Genomic DNA, 20,082 nt, shown 5'->3' with positions numbered 1-20,082 from the left:
AATGTCAGAGCTGACCCTGACGGTCATGCGGTTGGGTTTCCTCGCCGTTCTGTGGCTGTTCGTGATCGTCGCGGTGCAGGTCATCCGCAGCGACCTCTTCGGTACCCGGGTGACCCAGCGAGCGGCGCGCCGCGGGGACGGCCAGTCGCGCCCTCCGCAGCAGCGCCAGCAGCAGGCCGCCGCCGCGCAGGCCCAGCCGCGGCAGCAGCCGCAGAACAACCGCCAGCGCCGCGGCGCCCCCACCAAACTGGTGGTCGCCGAGGGCTCGCTCGCGGGGACGACGGTCGCGTTGCAGGGCCAGACGATCACCCTCGGCCGGGCACATGACTCGACGATTGTGCTCGACGACGACTACGCGTCCAGTCGGCATGCCAGGATCTACCCGGACCGCGACGGCCAGTGGATCGTCGAGGACCTCGGATCCACGAACGGCACCTATCTGGACCGGAACCGGCTGACCACGCCGACCCCTGTCCCGCTGGGTGCGCCGATCCGCATCGGCAAGACCGTCATCGAGCTGCGGAAGTAGTCGCACTATGGGCGAGCGGAGCCACGACGCGCGAGCGAGAGGGTGGGCAGCGTGCGGATGTACCCGGAGCCGACGGGGGAGGTGCGCATGTCTTTGAGCCTGCGTTTCGCCGCCGGTTCGCACAAGGGCATGATCCGCGAGGGGAACGAGGACTCCGGCTACGCCGGTCCGCGTCTGCTCGCGATTGCCGACGGCATGGGCGGACAGGCCGCCGGCGAGGTCGCCTCGTCCGAGGTGATCTCCACCATCGTCACGCTCGACGACGACATCCCCGGCTCCGACATCCTCACCTCGCTCGGCACCGCCGTGCAGCGGGCCAATGACCAACTGCTGCACATGGTCCAGGAGGACCCGCAGCTCGAAGGCATGGGCACCACGCTGACCGCGCTGCTGTGGACGGGCCAGCGGCTCGGCCTGGTGCACGTCGGCGACTCCCGCGCGTATCTCCTCCGGGACGGCGTCCTCACCCAGATCACCCAGGACCACACCTGGGTGCAGCGGCTGGTCGACGAGGGCCGGATCACCGAGGAGGAGGCCACCACCCACCCGCAGCGCTCCCTGCTGATGCGCGCGCTGGGCAGTGGCGAACACGTCGAGCCCGACCTGTCGATCCGCGAGGTGCGGGTCGGCGACCGGTATCTGATCTGCTCCGACGGCCTGTCCGGCGTCGTCAGCCACCAGACGCTGGAGGACACCCTCGCCGGGTACCAGGCGCCGCACGAGACCGTGCAGGAGCTGATCCAGCTCGCGCTGCGCGGCGGCGGACCCGACAACATCACCTGCATCGTCGCGGACGTGCTGGACACCGACGACGGCGACACGCTGGCGGCGCAGCTCAACGACACCCCGGTGGTCGTCGGCGCGGTCGCCGAGACCCAGCTCCCGCTGAGCGACCCGCGGCACCTCCAGACCCCGGCGGGGCGCGCCTCCGAACTCGGCCGTACGCCCCCGCCGCAGCAGCAGGGCCCCGCGGGCTCCTTCGGCCCGCCCGGCAGCGGCGAACCCGGCGCGGCCGGCGCCGCGCCGCTGGGCACCTTCGGGTCGTACGACGACGACGGCCAGACCAAGCCCGCCAAGACCCGTAAGTGGCCCAAGCGCACGGCGATCACCGTCATCGTGCTCGCCGTCATCGCCGGCGGTCTGTACGGCGGTTACGCGTGGACGCAGACGCAGTACTACGTCGGCGCCAAGGGCGACCACGTCGCCGTGTACCAGGGCATCGACCAGAAGCTGGCCTGGATCAAGCTGTCGAAGGTCCACAAGGACCGCCCCGACATCGAACTCAAGTACCTACCGGCCTACCAGCAGAAGCAGGTCCAGGACACCATCGCGCTCAGCAGCCTCGGCCAGGCCGACGACAAGGCCGACGAACTGGCGACGCAGGCCGGTGTCTGCAAGAAGGTCGCGACGGCCAAGACCCTCGCCGACCAGGCCAAGGCGGCGGCGAAGGCCGCCGAGGACAAGATGCCCGCAGCGGGCACCACCGGCACGCCGGGTGCGAAGAAGAGCAGCGCCACCCCGACGGCGGACCCCACGCCGCCGCTGACGCCCGACGAGAAGAAGCTGGCCCAGCAGTGCGGTACGAGCCAGCAGTAGCGGCTGGTCGCGCACCGGAAGCCCCGCGGGGACCGGCGAGCGCGCCGGCGGCGGGACCAGCAGGAGGAGTCGGCTCGTCATGAGCGCCAGCAACACCACCACCATCACGTCGATCGGCGCGCCCAACCGTCGCAACACCGAACTGGCGCTGCTGGTCTTCGCGGTGCTCATCCCGGTCTTCGCCTACGCCAACGTCGGGCTCGCCAAGAACGACTCGGTCCCGGCGGGGCTGCTCAGCTACGGCCTCGGCCTCGGCCTGCTCGCGGGGATCGCGCACCTGCTGGTCCGTAAATTCGCGCCGTACGCCGACCCGCTGATGCTGCCGATCGCCACGCTGCTCAACGGCCTCGGCCTGGTGCTCATCTGGCGGCTCGACCAGGAGCCGTCGCTGGGCAAGGCCATGGCGCCCAACCAGCTCATGTGGTCCACGCTCGGAGTGGCGCTCTTCGTCGGCGTGCTGGTCTTCCTCAAGGACCACCGCATCCTCCAGCGGTACACGTACATCTCGATGATGGTGGCGCTGGCCCTGCTGGTCGCGCCGATCTTCTTCCCCGGGGTGAACGGCGCGAAGATCTGGATCACGCTGCCGGGCATCGGCTCGCTCCAGCCCGGTGAGTTCGCGAAGATCGTCATCACCGTCTTCTTCGCCGGATACCTGATGGTCAAGCGGGACGCGCTGGCGCTGGCCAGCCGCCGCTTCATGGGCCTGTACCTGCCGCGTGGCCGCGACCTCGGCCCGATCCTGGTGATCTGGGGCATCAGCCTGCTGATCCTGGTCTTCGAGACCGACCTCGGCACCTCGCTGCTCTTCTTCGGCCTGTTCGTGATCATGCTGTACGTCGCCACCGAGCGGACCAGCTGGATCGTCTTCGGCCTGCTGCTCAGCGCGGGCGGCGCGGTCGTCGTCTCCTCGATCGAGCCGCACGTCAAGGAGCGCGTCCACAACTGGCTGCACCCCCTGCAACTGGCGTCCAACGGCGGTGTCACCGAGACCGCGCAGACGATGTACGCGTTCGGCTCCGGCGGCATCTTCGGCTCGGGACTCGGCCAGGGCTACTCCCGGCTGATCGGCGGCATCGCGCCGAAGAGCGACTACATCCTCGCCACCGTCGGCGAGGAGCTGGGCCTGGCGGGCCTGATGGCCGTCCTGCTGCTGTACGCCCTGCTGATCGAGCGCGGTGTGCGGACGGCCCTCGCGGCCCGCGACCCGTTCGGCAAGCTGCTGGCGATCGGCCTGTCGGGCGCCTTCGCGCTCCAGGTCTTCGTGGTCGCGGGCGGCGTCACCGGGCTCATCCCGCTGACCGGTATGACCATGCCGTTCCTGGCGCAGGGCGGCTCCTCGGTGATCGCCAACTGGGCGCTGGTCGCGATCCTGCTGCGGATCAGCGACACCGCCCGCCGTCCGGCCCCGAGCCCGGCCCCCTCCCCCGATGCCGAACCGACCCAGGTGGTGCGCACCCAGTGAACAAGCCTCTCCGACGGGTCGCGGTCTTCTGCGGTCTGCTCGTCCTCGCCCTTCTGCTGCGCGTGAACTACGTGCAGTTCGTCCAGGCCGACCAGCTCTCCAACGACGTGCACAACCGCCGGGTCGCCATCAACCAGTACGCCCAGCCGCGCGGCGACATCATCGTCGACGGCGGCAAGGCGATCACCGGTCACACCGAGACCACGGGCAGCGACTTCAAGTTCAAGCGGACCTACGTCGACGGCCCGATGTGGGCGCCGGTCACCGGCCACGCCTCGCAGGCGTTCGGCACCACCTTCCTCGAAGGCGTCGAGGACAAGTTCCTCACCGGCAACGACGACCGGCTGTTCTTCAACCGCACCATCGACCTGCTGACCGGCAAGGAGAAGCAGGGCGGCAACGTCGTCACGACGCTGAACGCCAAGGCGCAGAAGGCCGCGTTCCAGGGCCTGGGGAACAAGAAGGGCGCGGTCGTCGCGCTCGACCCCGGCACCGGCGCGATCCTGGCCATGGCGAGCACCCCCTCGTACGACCCGTCGACCATCGCGGGCAACTCCAAGACCGACGAGAAGAACTGGGTCGCGCTCGACAAGAAGAACGACCCCGACGACCCGACGCAGAACCGCGCGCTGCGCCAGACGTACCCGCCGGGTTCGACGTTCAAGCTGGTGACGGCCGCCGCGGCGCTGGAGAACGGCGCGGTGACCGACATCAACGCGAAGACCGACACCCCGCTGCCCTACATCCTTCCCGGCACCACGACCCCGCTGAAGAACGAGGGCAACATCCCCTGCAAGGAAGCGTCGCTGATCGACGCCCTGCGGGTTTCGTGCAACACCGTCTTCGGCCACCTGGGCGCGGACAAGGTGGGCCTCCAGGCGATGGTCGACGAGGCGGAGAAGTTCGGCTTCAACAAGGAGCAGTTCGTCCCGGTCCGCGCGAACGCCAGCAACTTCGACACCAAGATGACCAAGGACCAGGTCGCGCTCTCCTCCATCGGCCAGTTCGACACCGCGGCCACTCCGCTCCAGATGGCGATGGTCGCCTCGGCCATCGCCAACAACGGCAAGCTGATGAAGCCGTACATGGTCGACAAGCTGGTGGCGCCGAATCTGAGCACCATCTCGCAGACCAACCCGAGCGAGATGTCGCAGCCGCTGTCGCCGGAGAACGCGCAGAAGCTCCAGACGATGATGGAGACGGTGGTCAACTCCGGCACCGGCACCAACGCCAAGATCTCCGGCGTCAAGGTCGGCGGCAAGACCGGCACCGCGCAGAACGGCATCAACAACGAGGGCACGCCGTACGCCTGGTTCGTCTCGTACGCGATGACCGACCAGGGGTCGCCGGTCGCCGTCGCGGTCGTCGTCGAGGACGGTGCGGCCAACCACGACGACGTCAGCGGTGGCGGTCTGGCCGCGCCGATCGCCAAGAAGGTCATGGAGGCCGTCCTCAACAAGTGAGGGCCGGCCGCCCGGCAGGCCCGGTCCCCGGCACGGTCCCGGGCCCGGCGTCGAACCCGGTGTCAGGCCCGGTCCCGGCGCCGGAAACGGTCCGGAGACCGCCCCCGGGACCGGCGCACGTACCGGACAGGTACCGGTCGGGTATCGGCGGGCGGGCAGGGCGCGAAGGGACCAGAAACGCCCGGTAGCGTATGCCCGAGCATCCGCAGGGCACGGCATTACCGGTTTTGGGTCAAGAACGGGTTTGAGGAGAGGGCAGAGCTATGGAAGAGCCGCGTCGCCTCGGCGGCCGGTACGAGCTGGGCTCAGTGCTCGGCCGTGGTGGCATGGCCGAGGTGTACCTCGCCCATGACACCCGGCTCGGCCGCACTGTCGCCGTGAAGACGCTGCGGGTGGACCTCGCCCGCGACCCGTCGTTCCAGGCCCGGTTCCGCCGAGAGGCCCAGTCGGCCGCCTCGCTCAACCACCCGTCGATCGTCGCCGTGTACGACACCGGCGAAGACTACGTCGACGGGGTCTCGATCCCGTACATCGTCATGGAGTACGTGGACGGCTCCACCCTGCGTGAGCTGCTGCACTCCGGACGCAAGCTGCTGCCCGAGCGCGCCATGGAGATGACGGTCGGCATCCTCCAGGCCCTGGAGTACAGCCACCGGGCCGGCATCGTGCACCGCGACATCAAGCCCGCCAACGTCATGCTCACCAGGACCGGCCAGGTCAAGGTCATGGACTTCGGCATCGCCCGCGCCATGGGCGACTCCGGTATGACCATGACGCAGACCGCGGCCGTGATCGGCACCGCGCAGTACCTTTCCCCCGAGCAGGCCAAGGGCGAGCAGGTCGACGCCCGCTCCGACCTGTACTCGACCGGCTGCCTGCTCTACGAGCTGCTGACCGTACGGCCGCCCTTCGTCGGCGACTCCCCGGTCGCGGTGGCCTACCAGCACGTGCGCGAGGAGCCGCAGCCGCCGTCGGTGTACGACCCCGAGGTCACGCCCGCGATGGACGCGATCGTCCTCAAGGCGCTGACCAAGGACCCGAACTACCGCTACCAGTCGGCCGACGAGATGCGCGCCGACATCGAGGCGGCCCTCGACGGGCAGCCGGTGGCCGCCACGGCGGCGATGGGCTCGGTCGGCTACGGGTACGGCTACCCGGACAGCCAGGCCACCACGGCGATGCCGTCGCAGAACGACCAGCACACGTCCATGCTTCCGCCGCTGCGCGAGGAGGACGGCGGTTACGGCTACGACGACCGCCCGGACCGCCGCCGGCAGAAGAAGGGCGGCAACAACACCTCCACGGTGCTGCTGGTCGTCGCGGGCATCCTGGTCCTGGTCGGCGCGATCTTCCTGGGCAAGGCGCTGTTCAGCGGCAGCGGCGCCGCGGACAACGGCACCGTGCCGAATCTGGTCGGCGCGTCCCTCACCGACGCGCAGGCCAAGGCCACCAACGTCGATCTGAAGATCGTCCAGGGTCCGGCCGAGTTCTGCGACAGCATCGACAAGAACCTCGTCTGCAAGCAGACCCCGGCAGCCGACGCCGCGATCCCGGACGACAAGACGGTCACGGTCGTCCTGTCCAAGGGCCAGGCGCCGATCGAGGTCCCGGACGTCAAGAACGACAAGTACGACTCGGCGGCGAGCCAGCTCACCGCCAAGGGCTTCGAGGTCGACCGCAAGAACAAGACGACCACCACGGAAGACCCGGACACCGTCCTCGACCAGACCCCGAAGGCCGGTACGAAGCAGCCCAAGGGCACAAAGATCACGCTGACCGTCGCGGTGGCCCCCGAGAAGAAGGCGCCCACCGACGTCAAGGGCGTCCCGTACGACAACGCGGTCGCCCAGCTCAAGGCGCAGGGCTTCACCAACATCACCCGCGCGCCGCAGGACGTCCCCTCGGACACGACCGCCAAGGGCAGCGTCACCGCCCAGACCCCGGACCCGGGCGCGGGCCCGATCGCCCTGGACACCTCGATCGTCCTGACGGTCTCGTCCGGCCCGCCGCAGACGCAGGACCCGCAGAAGCAGATGCCCGGGGATCTGGGTGGCAAGACCGTGGGTCAGGCAAAGGCCGAACTCGACGGGCTCGGCCTGAACCTCCAGGTCTCCGCGGTCGGTCCCGGCGGCAACCCGGTCGGCGACAACGCCATGGTCATCTCGGTCGACCCCGGAGCGGGCGCGCAGCTCTCCGAGGGCCAGCCGGTCAAGCTGATCGCCGTCGGCGGCAACGGCAACGGCGGGGGCGGCTGACCCCCCGGCAGTACGTGAAGGGGGGCGGCCCGCACACCTGGTGTGCGGGCCGCCCCCCTTTCACGTGGGTCGCCGTACGCGCCTACCGCAGCTCGGCCGGCGGGGTGCGGGCCGCGTCGACCTTCTCGGTGCGGACGAGTTCGCCCCAGACGATGTAGCGGTAGCGGGAGGTGTAGACGGGGGTGCAGGTCGTGAGGGTGATGTAGCGGCCCGGCGTGGTCTTGCCGGACTCCTTGGGGACCTGGTCGGTGACGGCGACGTTGTACTTCGAGGTCTGGTCGAGGATCTTGTAGACCTTGTAGACGTACCAGGTGTCCTTCGACTCGAAGACGACCGGGTCGCCGTCGTGGATCTTGTCGATGTTGTGGAACTTGGCGCCGTGGCCGTCGCGGTGGGCGGCGAGGGTGAAGTTGCCGGTCTTGGCGGTCGGCAGCGCGGCGGGGACGGGGTCGGTGTAGTAACCGGCGACGCCCTCGTTGAGGACCTTGGTCGAGGTGCCCTTCTTGACCAGCACCTCGTAGTCCTTGCCCATGGCGGGGACGTGCAGGAAGCCGATGCCGTCCTTGGTGTCGAGGCTCCCCGGTCCCGCGTCGGGCGTCTGGGCCCAGTCCTGCCGGACCTTGTCCGCCGCCTTGTGCTCATGGCGGTCGGCGAGGACGTTCGTCCACCACAGCGAGTAGGCGACGAACAGCGCGAGCACCAGGCCCGCGGTGATGAGGAGTTCGCCGATGACGCTGATGGTGGCCGCGATGGGCCCCCGGCCGCCGCGTTTGGTCGTGGTCACGCCGTTCCGTTCCTCAAGTTCCGCTTGGAGCATGGATCACTCCACCAGCGCGTCGGGCTTGCCCTTGCTGCGCGGCCGTTCCTCGGTCAGCTTTCCCCAGACGATCAACCGGTTGGTGCTGGTGAATTCGGGGGTGCAGGTGGTCAGCGTCAGATAGCGGCCGGGCCCGGTGAAGCCGGAGCCGGTCGGCACCGGCTTGATCACGCTGATGTTGGACGGCGGGGTGGACGCCAGCGAACTGGTGATCTCGTACGTGTAGTAGGTGTCCGCCGTCTCGACCACGACCTTGTCGCCGGGCACCAGGTGGTTGATGTAGCGGAACGGTTCACCGTGGGTGTTGCGGTGGGCGGCGACCGCGAAGTTGCCGGACTTGTCCCACGGCATCGCGGTGTTCAACACGCCGTCATAGTGGCCGATCATGCCCTTGTCCAGCACATTGTGCTTCGAGACGCCCTGCGCGATGGGCGCCTTGACGTCCAGCTTGGGGATGTACATGATCGCGAAGCCCTGGCCGGGCGAGAAGGTGCCGGGGACCCGGTTCGGGTCGTCCTTCGTGGCGTCCCACTGGTGCTGGAGGTTGTTCGCGGCGCCGCTGGCCTGCTGGTGCGCGCGGACGTTGGTCCACCACAGCTGGTACGTGACGAACAGCAGCATCAGCACGCCGGTGGTGATGAACAGCTCACCGACGATACGGCTGACGACGACCGCCGGGCTCTCCTTGGCGGCCTTCGCGGCCCTGCGGGCCTCGACCCGGCTGAGCGGGACGGCTCCGGCGGGGGCCGCACCGGCCGCGCCACCGGGCGTACGGCCCCTGGCGCGGTGGCCGCCGTGTCCGGCGCCGCCGCGCTGCTGTGCCTGCGCCGCCTTCCGCCGCGCGGCCCGCCCGCCCTCGCCGTCGGGGCCGAGCACGGGACCCGACGCCGGACCGGGCCCGGGACCCGCGGGCTCGGGGGCCGGTTCCGGGGCCGACTCCGTGGTGGGGAAGACGGATTCGAGTACGTCGTCCGCGGGCGGTTCGACGGCCGGCTGCTCGACCGGCCGCACGACGGGCTGCACGACCGTCGCCGTGCCGAGGTCCAGCTCCTCGTCCGCGGTGACGGGCCGGACCGGGGGCGGCGGAGGAGGCGGGGCCGCCTGCGGCGGCTCCTCGGGTACGAACCAGGGCGCGGCCGGCTCGTCGAACACCGGCTCTTCGTAGGCCGGTTCGGGGAAGACCGGCTTCTCGTACGCCGGTTCCGGGAAGACCGGCTCGTCGAACACCGGCTTCTCGTACGCCGGTTCGTCGTAGGTCGGCTCGGAAACCGCGGGGGGTCTTCCGGGGAGAGGGTCGTTCAGGGGGTCGTCGAGCTGCTCGACAACGGCTTTGAACTGCCCGGTGTCCTCATAGGACATCGGGCCGTCCGAGGGGCGCTCCGGGCGGAGCGTGGTCACGCCCCGGCCCTCCCCGCAGGACTTCCCGAACCTCCGGCGCCCCCCGCCGTACCGACCACGGGCGCCAGCCCCTCGGAGCGGCCGACGGCCCCCGGATCACCGCACTCGGCGAGCCAGTTGGCCAGCATCAGATGGCCCCACTCGGTGAGCACCGACTCCGGGTGGAACTGCACGCCCTCGACGGCCGCGTCCCGGTGCCGCAGCCCCATGATCACGCCGGACTCGGTCCACGCGGTGACCCGGAACTCCTCGGGCACGGTGTCGCGTTCGACGGCGAGTGAGTGGTAGCGGGTCGCGGTGAAGGGCGACGGCAGCCCGGCGAAGACGCCGGTCCCGTCGTGCGTCACCGGCGACGTCTTGCCGTGCAGCAGCTCCGGCGCGCGGTCCACGACCCCGCCGTACGCGACGGCCATCGACTGGAGGCCGAGGCACACGCCGAAGACCGGCACCCCGGTGTCCGCGCAGTGCCGCACCATGTCGACGCAGACGCCCGCCTCTTCCGGCGTGCCGGGGCCGGGCGAGAGCAGTACGCCGTCGAAACCGTCCTGCGCGTGAGCGGGCTTGACCTCGTCGTTGCGCCGCACCTCGCACTCGGCGCCGAGTTGGTAGAGGTACTGGACCAGGTTGAAGACGAAGGAGTCGTAGTTGTCCACCACGAGAATGCGTGCGCTCATCGGACAGCGGCCGTCCCCGTCTCGCGTACGACGGCCATCCCGTTGTCGACGGTGACCTCGTTGAACGGCAGCAGCGGCTCCGCCCACGGAAAGATGTACTGGAAGAGGAGGTAGACGACGGCCAGGGCGAGCACGAGCGAGATCAGAGCCCTCACCCACGCGTTACCCGGCAGATGCCGCCAGATCCAGCCGTACATGCGCTGCCTTCCTTCCTCTTCCCCGGAACAGAGTAAAGGGAGATCGGCGTGATAGGGGGCCCGGCTGGACAAAGGCTTCGGCATGCGTTCGCCAATGCTTCGGCCGGGGACGCCCGCCGCTCACGACGCCGGCTCCGCGTAGTGCAGGTCGGTCGAGCCCGAGTAACCGGGCAGCGTCGTCCGCTTCTGCGCGCCGACCTTCCAGCCGAGGCCGTACGCGTTCACGTACTGGAGGTAGTTCTGGATGGCCGGGCTGTCGTTGAGCGCCTTGCGCAGTTTGGCCTGGTCGCCGACGGCGGTGATGCGGTACGGCGGGGAGTAGACGCGGCCCTGGAGGATCAGGGTGTTGCCGACGCAGCGCACCGCGCTGGTGGAGATCAGCCGCTGGTCCATGACGCGGATGCCCTGGGCGCCGCCCTGCCACAGCGCGTTGACCACGGCCTGGAGGTCCTGCTGGTGGATGACCAGGTCGTTGGGCTGCGGGTCGGGGACGCCGGGGACCAGCGCGGTCGCGTTCGGCGGGGCGTCGTTGAGCGTCACGTCGATCGCGGGGCCGGTCAGCTTGCCGGTGCCCGCCGCCTTGTCGAGGGCGTCGAGCCTGGCCCGCTCGGCGGGGCTGACGCCGTCGCCCTGCCGGGTCAGCCGGTCCACGTCCTTGCGCACCCCGGAGAGCTGGTCCTCCAGCTGCTGATTACGGGTGTTCTTGGTACGTACGGTGTCGGACAGCTTCGGCAGCGGGTCGTCGCTGCGGATGTCGACGCCCTTGGCGGTGTTGAAGCTGGTCCAGAAGATCAGTCCGGCGAGCGCGAAGACTCCCGCACTCATGGTCCGCAGCGCTACGGTGCGGTGGGCAGGACGGGAGGAGGGGGTGGGGGATACCCCGTCTGAATCCGTCACCGTACCCTGTCTCCTTATAACCCGAGGAAGCACTACGCTAACGGACGCCCGGAAGCGGTAGTGACCCTTACCAGGCCCAGAACCCGCCCGGCTTACCCCGCACACCCGCGCGGTTACGCAGCGCATCGACAGGAGCGTCCCTCGTGCCGAAGTCACGGATCCGCAAGAAGGCCGATTTCACGCCGCCACCGGCGAAGACGGCCACCGCCATAAAGTTCAACACCAACCGCAACTGGGTCGCGCCGCTCATGCTGGCGTTCTTCATCGTCGGTCTGGCGTGGATCGTGCTGTTCTACGTGACGCAGGGCAGTCTGCCCGTCGAAGCGTTCGGCAACTGGAACATCGTGGTCGGTTTCGGCTTCATCGCGGGTGGGTTCGTCGTGTCCACCCAGTGGAAGTAGCCGTCCCCAGCGGGGTGCCGGGGGCCGCGTCGGCGTGCTGCCGGACGTTTGTCCACACGGTTATCCACAGTGGGGAAAAGGTCGGAAGATCTGTGGATAACCTCTACGAGGTTGACGCCGGTACGACCGGTGGCCAGGACGTCGGCCACCGGTCTTTCGCTGATCTTGGGCTTGTGCGGGCTTGAAACACGGTCTTCCGGCGACTTGTGCACAACTTGCGAAGACCCGCCTACACGCTGTGGATAACGTGTGATCAACGCCAATGGACACGGGTCCACGGCCGCGAATCCGTCCCTCAGGACGTGACCTGCGCCACAGCGATCACGCTGAGCGCGATCGAGACCACCAGGACCGCCGCCGTGGTCCCCCACTGCACCAGATCGCGGCGCTCGCGCGGCGCGTAGGCCATCCCTATGGCGATCGCGGTGCCCGCCACCAGTCCGCCGATGTGGCCCTGCCAGCTCACGTCGGCCCAGGTGAAGGTGAACACGATGTTGAGCGCCAGCAGGATCAGCACCGGCCGCATGTCGTAGCGCATCCGCCGCATGAACACGGCCGTCGCGCCGAACAGGCCGTAGACCGCGCCCGAGGCGCCCAGGGTGAGCGACGACGGGGCGAGCAGCAGCACCAGCGCGCTGCCGCCGAGCGCGGAGACCAGGTAGAGCGCGAGATAGCGGGCCCGGCCGAGCATCCGCTCCAGCGGGGCGCCGATCCACCACAGCGACAGCATGTTGAAGCCGATGTGCAGGACCGCCTGGTGCAGGAACGCCGAGGTGATGAGGCGGTACCACTGGTCGGGGCCCTGGGCGACGCCGATGCAGCCGTGCTGTCCGAACGGGTCGTTGCCGCAGACCGCGTACAGCCCGAGGTCGTAGACCAGCCGGTCGCCGACCGCCTGGACCAGCAGGAACACCGCGATGTTCAGGCCGATGAGGATCTTGGTGATCAGGAACGGGTCGGCCGCGACCGTGCCGCCGGCGACCGTACGCGGCGCCGCCGTGTGCCGGCTGGACTCGTTGACGCAGTCCGGGCACTGGAAGCCGACCGACGCGTTGACCATGCACTCGGGGCAGATCGGCCGGTCGCACCGGGTGCAGCGAATACCGGTCTCCCGGTCCGGGTGCCGGTAGCAGCAGACCGCCTGGTCCATGAGCCTTCTCCCTGAATGAAGCGCCTCGCGATGCGGCGCGGAGGCGCTGAGACGCCCCGCCCACTCCTACGTGCGGGCGGGGCGCGATGTTCCCGAAGACGTTCCCCTGAGACGTTCCCCGAAGGTGCTTCCGAAGGGTACGGGATACGGGCCGCGGGGCGGCGGGCCGCGTCAGCGCTTCTCGATCACGACCGTCTCGATGATGACGTCGTCCAGCGGCCGGTCGGTGCGCGGGTTGGTCGGCGCGCCGATGATCGACCCGACGACCTTCTTGCTGGCCTCGTCCGCGACCTCGCCGAAGATGGTGTGCTTACGGGTCAGCCAGGTGGTCGGCGCGACCGTGATGAAGAACTGCGAGCCGTTGGTGGCCGGGCCCGAGTTGGCCATCGCCAGCAGATAGGGCTTGTCGAAGGCCAGGTCGGGGTGGAATTCGTCGGCGAACTCGTAGCCGGGACCACCGGTGCCGTTCCCCAGCGGATCGCCGCCCTGCATCATGAAGCCGGAAATGACGCGGTGGAAGACGGTGCCGTCGTAGAGCTTGGCCGTGGAAGGCCGGCCGGTACGGGGGTCGGTCCACTCGCGGGTGCCCTCGGCGAGCCCGACGAAGTTGTCCACCGTCTTGGGCGCGTGGTTCGGCAGCAGCCGGATCACGATGTCGCCGTGGTTGGTCCTCAGGGTGGCGTAGAGCTGCTCGGCCACGGTCTACCTTCCATAGTCTTCGCTGACAGGGACAAATCCTTTCACGGACGCGGTGGCGCGCGCGGGGTTCCCCGAGGGTCCGTGGCAAGGGAGCCGGCGGCGCGTCCCGAAGGCCCTCCCGGACACCGGGACGGACCGCTCGGAACGGGTACCTGACCCGTATGCGCGTCCACACATGCCGGACCCGCCATCGACAGGCATGATTTCAAACTGGGTGGAAAGGCGAAAACCGTACGCCACCGAGGAGGAGGATCCCGTGACCCGCATCGACAGCGTGCGCCACGCAGCCGACGTGACCAAGGACAGCGTGCGGCATGCCGCGGAGGTGGCGGCGCCGTACGCGAGCACGGCTAAGGACAACGCCGCGTACTACGCGCAGCAGGCCGGCGCACTGGCCAGGCAGCAGTACGACGCCCATCTCGCCGACCGGGTCGACCAGGCCCGCGAACAGGCGAAGTCGGCCGTGCCGCCGAAGGCCGCCGACGCGCTCGGCACCGCCGCCAAGCGGACCCGCCGCGGCGCGCGGGCCGCCGCCGACTACACCGCGCCGAAAGTGCGGGCGGCGGCCGACTACACCGCGCCCAAGGTGGAGTCCGCCGTGACCGCGACCCGCTCGGTCGCCGGTCCGGCCAAGGACGAGGCGGTGCTGCGCGGTGCCGCCGCGCTGCACGCCCTGCGCGGTCAGGTGACCGCGGCCGAGATCGACGGGCTGGTCCGCAGGCGGGTGCGCCGCGAGCGCACCGGCCGGGTCTTCCGCGGGCTCGTCGTCGCCGGTCTCGTCGGCGGTGCGGCCTTCGCCGCCTGGAAGTGGTGGTCGAAGCAGACCAACCCGGACTGGCTGGTGGAGCCGCCCGAGGCGACCGACGTCGCCGACCGCGGTCCCGTGAACAGCAGCGGCACCCTCACCGTCGTCGAGCCGGTCGGCCACCCCAACGGGTCCTCGCCGAACGGCACGATCGACCAGGTCGACGGCTCCCTCGAGGCCGATGGCCTCGACCCCGAGGTCGAGGCCAAGCAGGCCGACGCCGACCGCCCCGACGACGAGGGCCGGGGCGGCACCTACCCCTAACCGCCGACGAGGGACGAATCGCGCGATCAGCCGTGACGTGTGTGGCACGTCACGGCTGATCGCGCCGTGGCGCGGGTGAGAACCGTCCCCAGCGGGGCGGTTGCCGTTGTTTTCGGGCTGAACGCCCGGCGGGGGCTGAGCGCGCAATTCCCCGCGCCCCTTCGGGGCTCGTATCCGCCGTGCGCACAAGTGCGCCGTCGTCAGACGGCAGGGGCCGGTTGGGGGGCCTGTTCCGCGGGGGCTTCGGGGACGTCGAGCACGGCGGGGACCCCGCGGAGGGCGAACAGGGCGGCCACGGCACCGGCCAGCATCAGCGCGGCGGCGATGTAGAGGGTGCCGTGCAACCCGTCGGTGAAGGCCGACTTGGCGGCGGCGACGACCTGCCGCCCGGTGGCGCCGGGCAGGGCGGCGCCGGTCTCGACGCCGGAGGTGACGGATTCGCGCGCGGTGGCGGCCCGGTCGGGGGAGAGCCCGGCGGGCAGGGTGAGGCCGTTGCGGTAGAAGGCGCTGAGGACCGACCCGAGGATGGCGATACCGAGGGCGCCGCCGAGCTCCATGGCGGTCTCGGAAATGGCGGCGGCCGTACCGGTCTTGGTCCTGGGCACGCTGGCCAGCAGAGTGTCGGCGGTGACCGAGAAGACGAAGATCAGTCCTGCGCCGTTGACGACGAGCGCCGGAAGCAGCAGCCAGTAGCTGGTGTCGGCGCCGATCAGCCCGAACGCGGCGGTGCTCAGCGCCATGAGCAGCAGGCCGAACGAGACGGTACGGGCCCGGCCGATCCTCGGGATCAGCAGCGCGGACAGCGGCGCGGCGAAGGCGGCGGACAGCGGTCCCGGCAGCAGCGCGAGCCCCGCGGTCAGCGGCGACCAGCCGCGTACCACCTGGAAGTACAGGGAGAAGCCGAGGGACAGGGTGGTGGCGGTGAACAGCGTCACGACGTTGGAGCCGACAGCCCCCGCGAAGGCGGGGTTGCGGAAGAACCTCAGGTCGAGCAGCGGTTCGGCGAGGGTGGTCTGGCGGCGCAGGAAGAGGACGAGGGCGGCGAGGCCGACGGCCGCCGAGATCCAGACGGCGTGGTCGTCGACGCCGTCGCGTGCGGCGGCCTTGATCGCGTAGATCACGCCGAAGAGCCCGGCGATCGACAGGGGCACGCTCGGCCAGTCCAGCCGTCCCGGGTGCGGATTGCGGGACTCGGGGAGCAGGACGGCGCCCGCGACGAGGACGGCGGCCATCACGGGGACGTTGATCAGGAAGACCGAGCCCCACCAGAAGTGGTCGAGCAGCACGCCGCCGACGACCGGGCCGAGCGCGAAGCTGGCCGCGCCGATGCCGCTGCTGATGCCGATCGCGGTGGTCCGCTCCTTGGGGTCGTCGAAGACGCTGCGGACCAGCGACAGGGTCGACGGCATGATCGTGGCCCCGGCCAGGCCGAGCAGCGCGCGGGACGCGATCAGCATGCCGGGGCCGTCGGCGTAGGCGGTGAGCGCGGAGGCGGCGCCGAAGCCCGCGACGCCCAGCAGCAGGAGCTTCTTGCGGCCGATCCGGTCGCCGACGTTGCCCGCCACGATCAGCAGGCCGCCGAGGACGAAGCCGTAGATGTCCACGATCCACAGGAGCTGAGTGGAGGACGGGCCCAGCTCGCGGGACAGGGACGGGATCGCGTAGTTGAGGACGCTGTTGTCGATGCCCAGCAGCGCGGCGGCCACGCAGCAGATGGCCAGGACGGCCCAGCGCCGCCGGTGCGCCTGTTCGGCGGCGCTCCCGCCGCCCCTCACGTCGTCGTTCGGTGTCGTCGTCATGGCAAGCAGCGTGCGGCGGCCCGCTGACGGCCGGCGCACCGTCGGCTGACAGGGCCGGGGCGCGATCCGGTCAGCGGGCGGTCGGGGCTGGGCCGGGGCGCGGGTCCCAGGACGGGAGCCGCACGCGGCAGGCGGTCGGAGAGCGTCAGGGGCGCGGGTCTCGGGGCCGGTCTCGCCCACGCGGCGGGCGGTTCGCCGTCCGCTCAGTCCGCCGTGAGGTACGCCGTCAGGACGGCGAGTGCCGCGTCGCGGTCGAGGGCGGCGGCCCGCGCGCGCTCGCGCTCGTACGCCTCGTCGCCCAGCGCGGCGCGTACGGCGGCGACGGTCGCGGCGGCGTCCGGCCCGGTGGGCGGCCGGCCGCGCAGGGCCTCGGCGGCGCCGAGGAGGGCGGCGGCCCGTGGCGCGTCGCCGTTGAGCAGGGCGAGGCCCGCGGTGGCCTCGGCGGCGACGGCGCCGTTGAGCGGGAGCCGCATGGCGACGCTGTCGAGGGTGACCGCCTCGCGGAAGTGGCCGCGGGCCAGCTCCGGGTCGCGGTCGGCGACGGCGACCCGGCCCAGGGCGACGAGGACGGCGGAACGGGTGCCGTTGCTGGAGAACCAGCCGACCGGGCACTCGGCCAGCGCCTGCTCGTACAGCGCGCGGGCGCCGTCGCCGTCGCCGCGCAGCCGGACGGACTCGGCCAGCGCCAGGTGGGCGAGTGCCAGGCACTCGGGGGTGCCCGCCCGGCGGGACAGCTCCACGGCCCGCTCGCTGTACGCGGCGGCGGTCGCGTAGTCGCCCGCCTTGGTGCTGTACGCGGCGCGGATGCAGAGCAGCTCCGCCATGTCGAGCGCCGAGTCCAGCTCCTCGGCGAGCAGCAGCGCGTCATCGAGGAGGGAGTCGGCGAGCGCGAGTTCACCGCGGTGGTCGGCGAGGTCGGCCAGCACGTTGAGGTTGGTGATCATGCCCCAGCGGTCGCCGAGGCGGCGGAACTCCTCGTAGGAGGCGGTGCAGTGGATCCGCGCGGCGACCGGGTCGGCGCGCGTCAGCCAGGACTGGAATCCGCTGCCGAGCAGGATCAGCGCGCGGTACCAGGGGTGGTCCCGCTCGGTGAGGAACTCGTCGAAGACCGCTTCCAGGACGTCGATGCCCTCGTCGGGGACCCCGGCGAAGGGCGCCCACAGCAAGGTGAGCACGGGGTAGCGGCGGGACAGCCGGTGCATCGCCTCGACCACCCGGGTCGCCGCCGCGACATGGTCGGCGAACTCCTCGGGGTCGGGCAGCATCCCGACCACCGCCATCACGCACAGCGCGTACTCCTCCTCCATCCCCTCCGGCGGATTCGGGCCGAGGGCGGCGAGGACCTGGCGGGCGGGTCCGAAGCCCTCGTAGCGCACGCCGCGCAGCAGCCAGTACGAGGACAGGGCCGCGATCAGCCGCATCGCGGAACGCACCTCGCCCGCCTCCAGGCTGCGGTGCAGCGCGGCCTGGAGGTTGTCGCGCTCGTCGCCGAGCAGCCGCAGCCACTCCAGTTGCTCGGCGCGGCGCAGGTGAGGGTCGGCGGTGAGCGCGAAGTCCAGGAAGTACGCGGCGTGCGCGCGCACCGTCGCCTCGCGCTCCCCCGTCTCCGTCAGCCGCTCGGCGCCGTACGCCCGGATCGACTCCAGCGCGCGGTAGCGGATCCGGCCCGCGCCGTCCGGCTGCTCGGCGACCACCAGGGACTTGTCGACCAGCGCGTCCAGCAGGTCCAGCACGTCCTCGGCGAGGATTCGCGCGCCGTCCGCGCACACCGCCTCCGCGGCGGCGGGCGTCCAGCCGCCCGCGAAGACCGAGACACGGCGGAGCACGGCCCGCTCGTCGTCGGGCAGCAGGTCCCAGCTCCAGTCGACGACCCCGCGCAGGGTGCGCTGGCGCGGCTGGGCGGTGCGGCTGCCGCGCGACAGCAGCCGGAAGAGCGCGTCGGGCCGTACGCCCAGGCTGTACGGGGCGTCGTCGTCGGGGAGCGCGCCGAGCCGGTCGGCGATGTCGGTGACCGACAGCGAACGCAGCCGGGCCGCGGCCAGTTCGATGGCGAGCGGCAGCCCGTCGAGCGCGGTGCACAGCCGCAGGACGGCGTCCACGGTGGCCGGGTCCGCGGTCGCGTCGAGGTCGAGGTCGGGGCGTACGGCGGCGGCCCGCTCGGTGAACAGCCGCACGGCGGGGGAGCGCAGCGCCTGCTCGCGGTCGGTGCCGGGCCGGGGCACGTCGAGCGTGGGCACCGGGCACAGCGTCTCGCCGTTGATGCCGAGGGCTTCCCTGCTGGTGGCGAGCAGCCGCAGCAGCGGTGACCCGGCGAGCAGCCGCTCGGCCAGCCGGGCCGCGTCCTCCACCACGTGCTCGCAGTTGTCGAGGACCAGCAGCAGCGGGCGGCCGTCCAGGGCGGCGGTGATCCGCGCGACGGGGTCGTGCGGGCCGGGGTCGTGCCCCTGGCCGCCGGACGCGGCCGATCCGGCCGCCAGCAGCCCGCCGGCCCGCAGGCCGAGCGCGCCGAGGACGGCCTGCGGGAGTTCCGCGCCGTCGCTGAGTCCGGCCAGCGGCACGAAACAGGCGTCGTGCGCGTACCGCCCCGCGGCCTCCACCGCCAGGCGCGTCTTGCCCGCGCCGCCGGGGCCGGTGAGCGTGACGAGCCGCTGGCGCGCCAACTGCTCACCGATCCGCTTCAGTTCGGCGGACCGGCCGACGAAGCTGGTGAGCTGGGCGGGGAGTTCGTGCCGGGGCGGGGCCGGGGCGGGCGCGCCGTCCCCTGAGCCTGCCGCGCCTTCCGTCGATGTTCCACGTGGAACATGTCCGTCGGCGCCCACCCTGTCCGCCGTGTCTGTTTCACGTGGAACATCCTGCGGCGCGTCCCGTGGAACATCCCGCCGGGCGACCCCCGGCGCGTCCCGCGGGGCCTCGCGTGAGATGTCCCGTGGAAGCAGCGCCGGGTCGCCGCGCAGCACCGCGAGGTGGACGGCGGCCAGTTCGGGTCCGGGGTCGGCGCCGAGGGAGTCGGCCAGTTCGCGCCGGGCCTCCTCGTACGCCTCCAGCGCCTCGCTCTGCCGTCCGCTGCCGTACAGCGCGCGCATCAACTGGCCGCGCGGGCGCTCCCGCAGCGGGTGCGCGGTGACGAGTTCGCCGAGTTCGGCGACCAGGGAGCGGTGGCGGCCGAGGGCGAGGTCGGCGTCGACTCGGTCCTCGACGGCGCCGGTCCGCAGCTCTTCGAGCCGGGTGATCTGCGCGGCGGCGAAGGGCGCGGGGCCGACGTCGGCGAGTGCGGGGCCGCGCCACAACGCGAGGGCGGTGCGCAGCAGTCGCTCGGCCAGGACCGGGTCGCCCGCGGCCAGGGCGGCGCGGCCCTCGGCGCTCAGCCGCCGGAAGCGGTGGGCGTCCACCTCGTCCGGTGCGACGGCGAGCCGGTAGCCCGCGGGGAGCCCTTCGAGCGGCACCGGCAGCACCTGGCGCAGCCGGGAGATCTGGGACTGCACGGCGTTCCCCGCGCCCGCGGGCGGCTCGTCGCCGTAGAGGCCGTCGATCAGCCGCTCGGCGGGCACCGCCCGGTCCGCGTCGAGCAGCAGCAGGGCGAGCACCGCGCGCCTCCGGGGGCCGCCCAGCGCGACCTCGGCGCCGTCCGCGCCCACCACCCGCGTCGCGCCCAGGATGCCGAACATCACGCCCC

General features: G+C 71.3%; 16 protein-coding genes. 7 read left to right on the top strand and 9 right to left on the bottom strand.

Annotation, left to right across the window (positions count from 1 at the left end; genetic code table 11):
• The first annotated feature begins 1 nt into the window (after nucleotide 1).
• The 5 genes from ABZX65_RS10700 (at nucleotide 2) to pknB (ending at nucleotide 7,308) form a co-directional block, all read left to right on the top strand.
• Nucleotides 2-529, top strand: coding sequence for an FHA domain-containing protein (locus ABZX65_RS10700; protein ID WP_355336703.1), 528 nt, complete (start codon nucleotides 2-4; stop codon nucleotides 527-529).
• A gap of 57 nt (nucleotides 530-586) precedes the next feature.
• Complete coding sequence (locus ABZX65_RS10695) at nucleotides 587-2,125, top strand: Stp1/IreP family PP2C-type Ser/Thr phosphatase (protein ID WP_355336776.1); 1,539 nt, start codon at nucleotides 587-589, stop codon at nucleotides 2,123-2,125.
• Between the two features lie 79 nt (nucleotides 2,126-2,204).
• A complete protein-coding gene (locus ABZX65_RS10690) occupies nucleotides 2,205-3,590 on the top strand; it encodes an FtsW/RodA/SpoVE family cell cycle protein (RefSeq protein WP_355336702.1) in 1,386 nt (461 codons plus the stop codon).
• Nucleotides 3,587-5,053: a penicillin-binding protein 2 gene (locus ABZX65_RS10685; RefSeq protein ID WP_355336701.1), complete on the top strand. Its 1,467-nt coding sequence runs from the start codon at nucleotides 3,587-3,589 to the stop codon at nucleotides 5,051-5,053. Before ABZX65_RS10690 ends, ABZX65_RS10685 begins: the two co-directional genes overlap by 4 nt.
• A 263-nt stretch (nucleotides 5,054-5,316) precedes the next feature.
• Entirely contained in the window at nucleotides 5,317-7,308 is a 1,992-nt protein-coding gene (pknB, locus tag ABZX65_RS10680; protein ID WP_355336700.1) for a Stk1 family PASTA domain-containing Ser/Thr kinase, read from the top strand.
• A gap of 82 nt (nucleotides 7,309-7,390) precedes the next feature.
• On the opposite strand, the gene ABZX65_RS10675 is transcribed toward pknB, so the two are convergent.
• The 5 genes from ABZX65_RS10675 to ABZX65_RS10655 form a co-directional block, all read right to left on the bottom strand.
• Nucleotides 7,391-8,092, bottom strand: coding sequence for a class E sortase (locus tag ABZX65_RS10675; protein ID WP_355336699.1), 702 nt, complete (start codon nucleotides 8,090-8,092; stop codon nucleotides 7,391-7,393).
• A gap of 36 nt (nucleotides 8,093-8,128) precedes the next feature.
• Nucleotides 8,129-9,523 carry a class E sortase gene (locus ABZX65_RS10670; protein WP_355336698.1) on the bottom strand — a complete coding sequence of 465 codons (1,395 nt, stop codon included), beginning with the start codon at nucleotides 9,521-9,523 and terminating at the stop codon, nucleotides 8,129-8,131.
• Nucleotides 9,520-10,197 (bottom strand): aminodeoxychorismate/anthranilate synthase component II, encoded by a 678-nt coding sequence (locus ABZX65_RS10665; RefSeq protein WP_355336697.1) that lies wholly within the window; start codon nucleotides 10,195-10,197, stop codon nucleotides 9,520-9,522. Before ABZX65_RS10665 ends, ABZX65_RS10670 begins: the two co-directional genes overlap by 4 nt.
• A complete protein-coding gene (locus ABZX65_RS10660; RefSeq protein WP_355336696.1) occupies nucleotides 10,194-10,394 on the bottom strand; it encodes a hypothetical protein in 201 nt (66 codons plus the stop codon). The genes ABZX65_RS10665 and ABZX65_RS10660 overlap by 4 nt, the downstream gene beginning before the upstream one ends.
• A gap of 120 nt (nucleotides 10,395-10,514) precedes the next feature.
• Complete coding sequence (locus ABZX65_RS10655; RefSeq protein ID WP_355336695.1) at nucleotides 10,515-11,219, bottom strand: DUF881 domain-containing protein; 705 nt, start codon at nucleotides 11,217-11,219, stop codon at nucleotides 10,515-10,517.
• 215 nt (nucleotides 11,220-11,434) lie between these two features.
• Here ABZX65_RS10655 and crgA point away from each other — a divergent pair, with 215 nt between their 5' ends.
• Nucleotides 11,435-11,692 (top strand): cell division protein CrgA, encoded by a 258-nt coding sequence (crgA, locus tag ABZX65_RS10650; protein ID WP_188281586.1) that lies wholly within the window; start codon nucleotides 11,435-11,437, stop codon nucleotides 11,690-11,692.
• A 295-nt stretch (nucleotides 11,693-11,987) separates the two neighbouring features.
• Here the strand turns inward: crgA and ABZX65_RS10645 are convergent, their stop codons facing one another.
• Together ABZX65_RS10645 and ABZX65_RS10640 are read right to left on the bottom strand one after the other, a co-directional pair.
• Nucleotides 11,988-12,842 carry a rhomboid family intramembrane serine protease gene (locus tag ABZX65_RS10645; protein ID WP_355336694.1) on the bottom strand — a complete coding sequence of 285 codons (855 nt, stop codon included), beginning with the start codon at nucleotides 12,840-12,842 and terminating at the stop codon, nucleotides 11,988-11,990.
• Between the two features lie 171 nt (nucleotides 12,843-13,013).
• A complete protein-coding gene (locus tag ABZX65_RS10640) occupies nucleotides 13,014-13,541 on the bottom strand; it encodes a peptidylprolyl isomerase (RefSeq protein WP_355336693.1) in 528 nt (175 codons plus the stop codon).
• Nucleotides 13,542-13,797: 256 nt separating this feature from the next.
• On the opposite strand from ABZX65_RS10640, the gene ABZX65_RS10635 reads away from it, so the two are divergent.
• The gene (locus tag ABZX65_RS10635; protein ID WP_355336692.1) at nucleotides 13,798-14,610 is read left to right on the top strand and encodes a DUF5324 family protein; all 813 of its coding nucleotides are present in this window, start codon (nucleotides 13,798-13,800) and stop codon (nucleotides 14,608-14,610) included.
• A 200-nt stretch (nucleotides 14,611-14,810) separates the two neighbouring features.
• Here the strand turns inward: ABZX65_RS10635 and ABZX65_RS10630 are convergent, their stop codons facing one another.
• Both ABZX65_RS10630 and ABZX65_RS10625 read right to left on the bottom strand, forming a co-directional pair.
• A complete protein-coding gene (locus tag ABZX65_RS10630; protein ID WP_355336691.1) occupies nucleotides 14,811-16,409 on the bottom strand; it encodes an MFS transporter in 1,599 nt (532 codons plus the stop codon).
• A gap of 203 nt (nucleotides 16,410-16,612) precedes the next feature.
• Nucleotides 16,613-20,074 (bottom strand): BTAD domain-containing putative transcriptional regulator, encoded by a 3,462-nt coding sequence (locus ABZX65_RS10625; protein WP_355336775.1) that lies wholly within the window; start codon nucleotides 20,072-20,074, stop codon nucleotides 16,613-16,615.
• Nucleotides 20,075-20,082 lie beyond the last annotated feature (8 nt).

It is taken from the genome of Streptomyces sp. NPDC003300 (genome assembly GCF_040610915.1).
Lineage (GTDB): Bacteria > Actinomycetota > Actinomycetes > Streptomycetales > Streptomycetaceae > Actinacidiphila.
This window is presented reverse-complemented; position numbering and strand designations above follow the sequence as displayed.

Coding starts and splice junctions, on each gene's coding strand:
- ABZX65_RS10660 (WP_355336696.1), bottom strand. CDS start 10,394: ATGTACGGCTGGATCTGGCGGCATCTGCCGGGTAACGCGTGGGTGAGG.
- ABZX65_RS10665 (WP_355336697.1), bottom strand. CDS start 10,197: ATGAGCGCACGCATTCTCGTGGTGGACAACTACGACTCCTTCGTCTTC.
- ABZX65_RS10630 (WP_355336691.1), bottom strand. CDS start 16,409: ATGACGACGACACCGAACGACGACGTGAGGGGCGGCGGGAGCGCCGCC.
- ABZX65_RS10645 (WP_355336694.1), bottom strand. CDS start 12,842: ATGGACCAGGCGGTCTGCTGCTACCGGCACCCGGACCGGGAGACCGGT.
- ABZX65_RS10700 (WP_355336703.1), top strand. CDS start 2: ATGTCAGAGCTGACCCTGACGGTCATGCGGTTGGGTTTCCTCGCCGTT.
- ABZX65_RS10690 (WP_355336702.1), top strand. CDS start 2,205: ATGAGCGCCAGCAACACCACCACCATCACGTCGATCGGCGCGCCCAAC.
- pknB (WP_355336700.1), top strand. CDS start 5,317: ATGGAAGAGCCGCGTCGCCTCGGCGGCCGGTACGAGCTGGGCTCAGTG.
- ABZX65_RS10655 (WP_355336695.1), bottom strand. CDS start 11,219: ATGAGTGCGGGAGTCTTCGCGCTCGCCGGACTGATCTTCTGGACCAGC.
- ABZX65_RS10625 (WP_355336775.1), bottom strand. CDS start 20,074: ATGTTCGGCATCCTGGGCGCGACGCGGGTGGTGGGCGCGGACGGCGCC.
- ABZX65_RS10695 (WP_355336776.1), top strand. CDS start 587: ATGTACCCGGAGCCGACGGGGGAGGTGCGCATGTCTTTGAGCCTGCGT.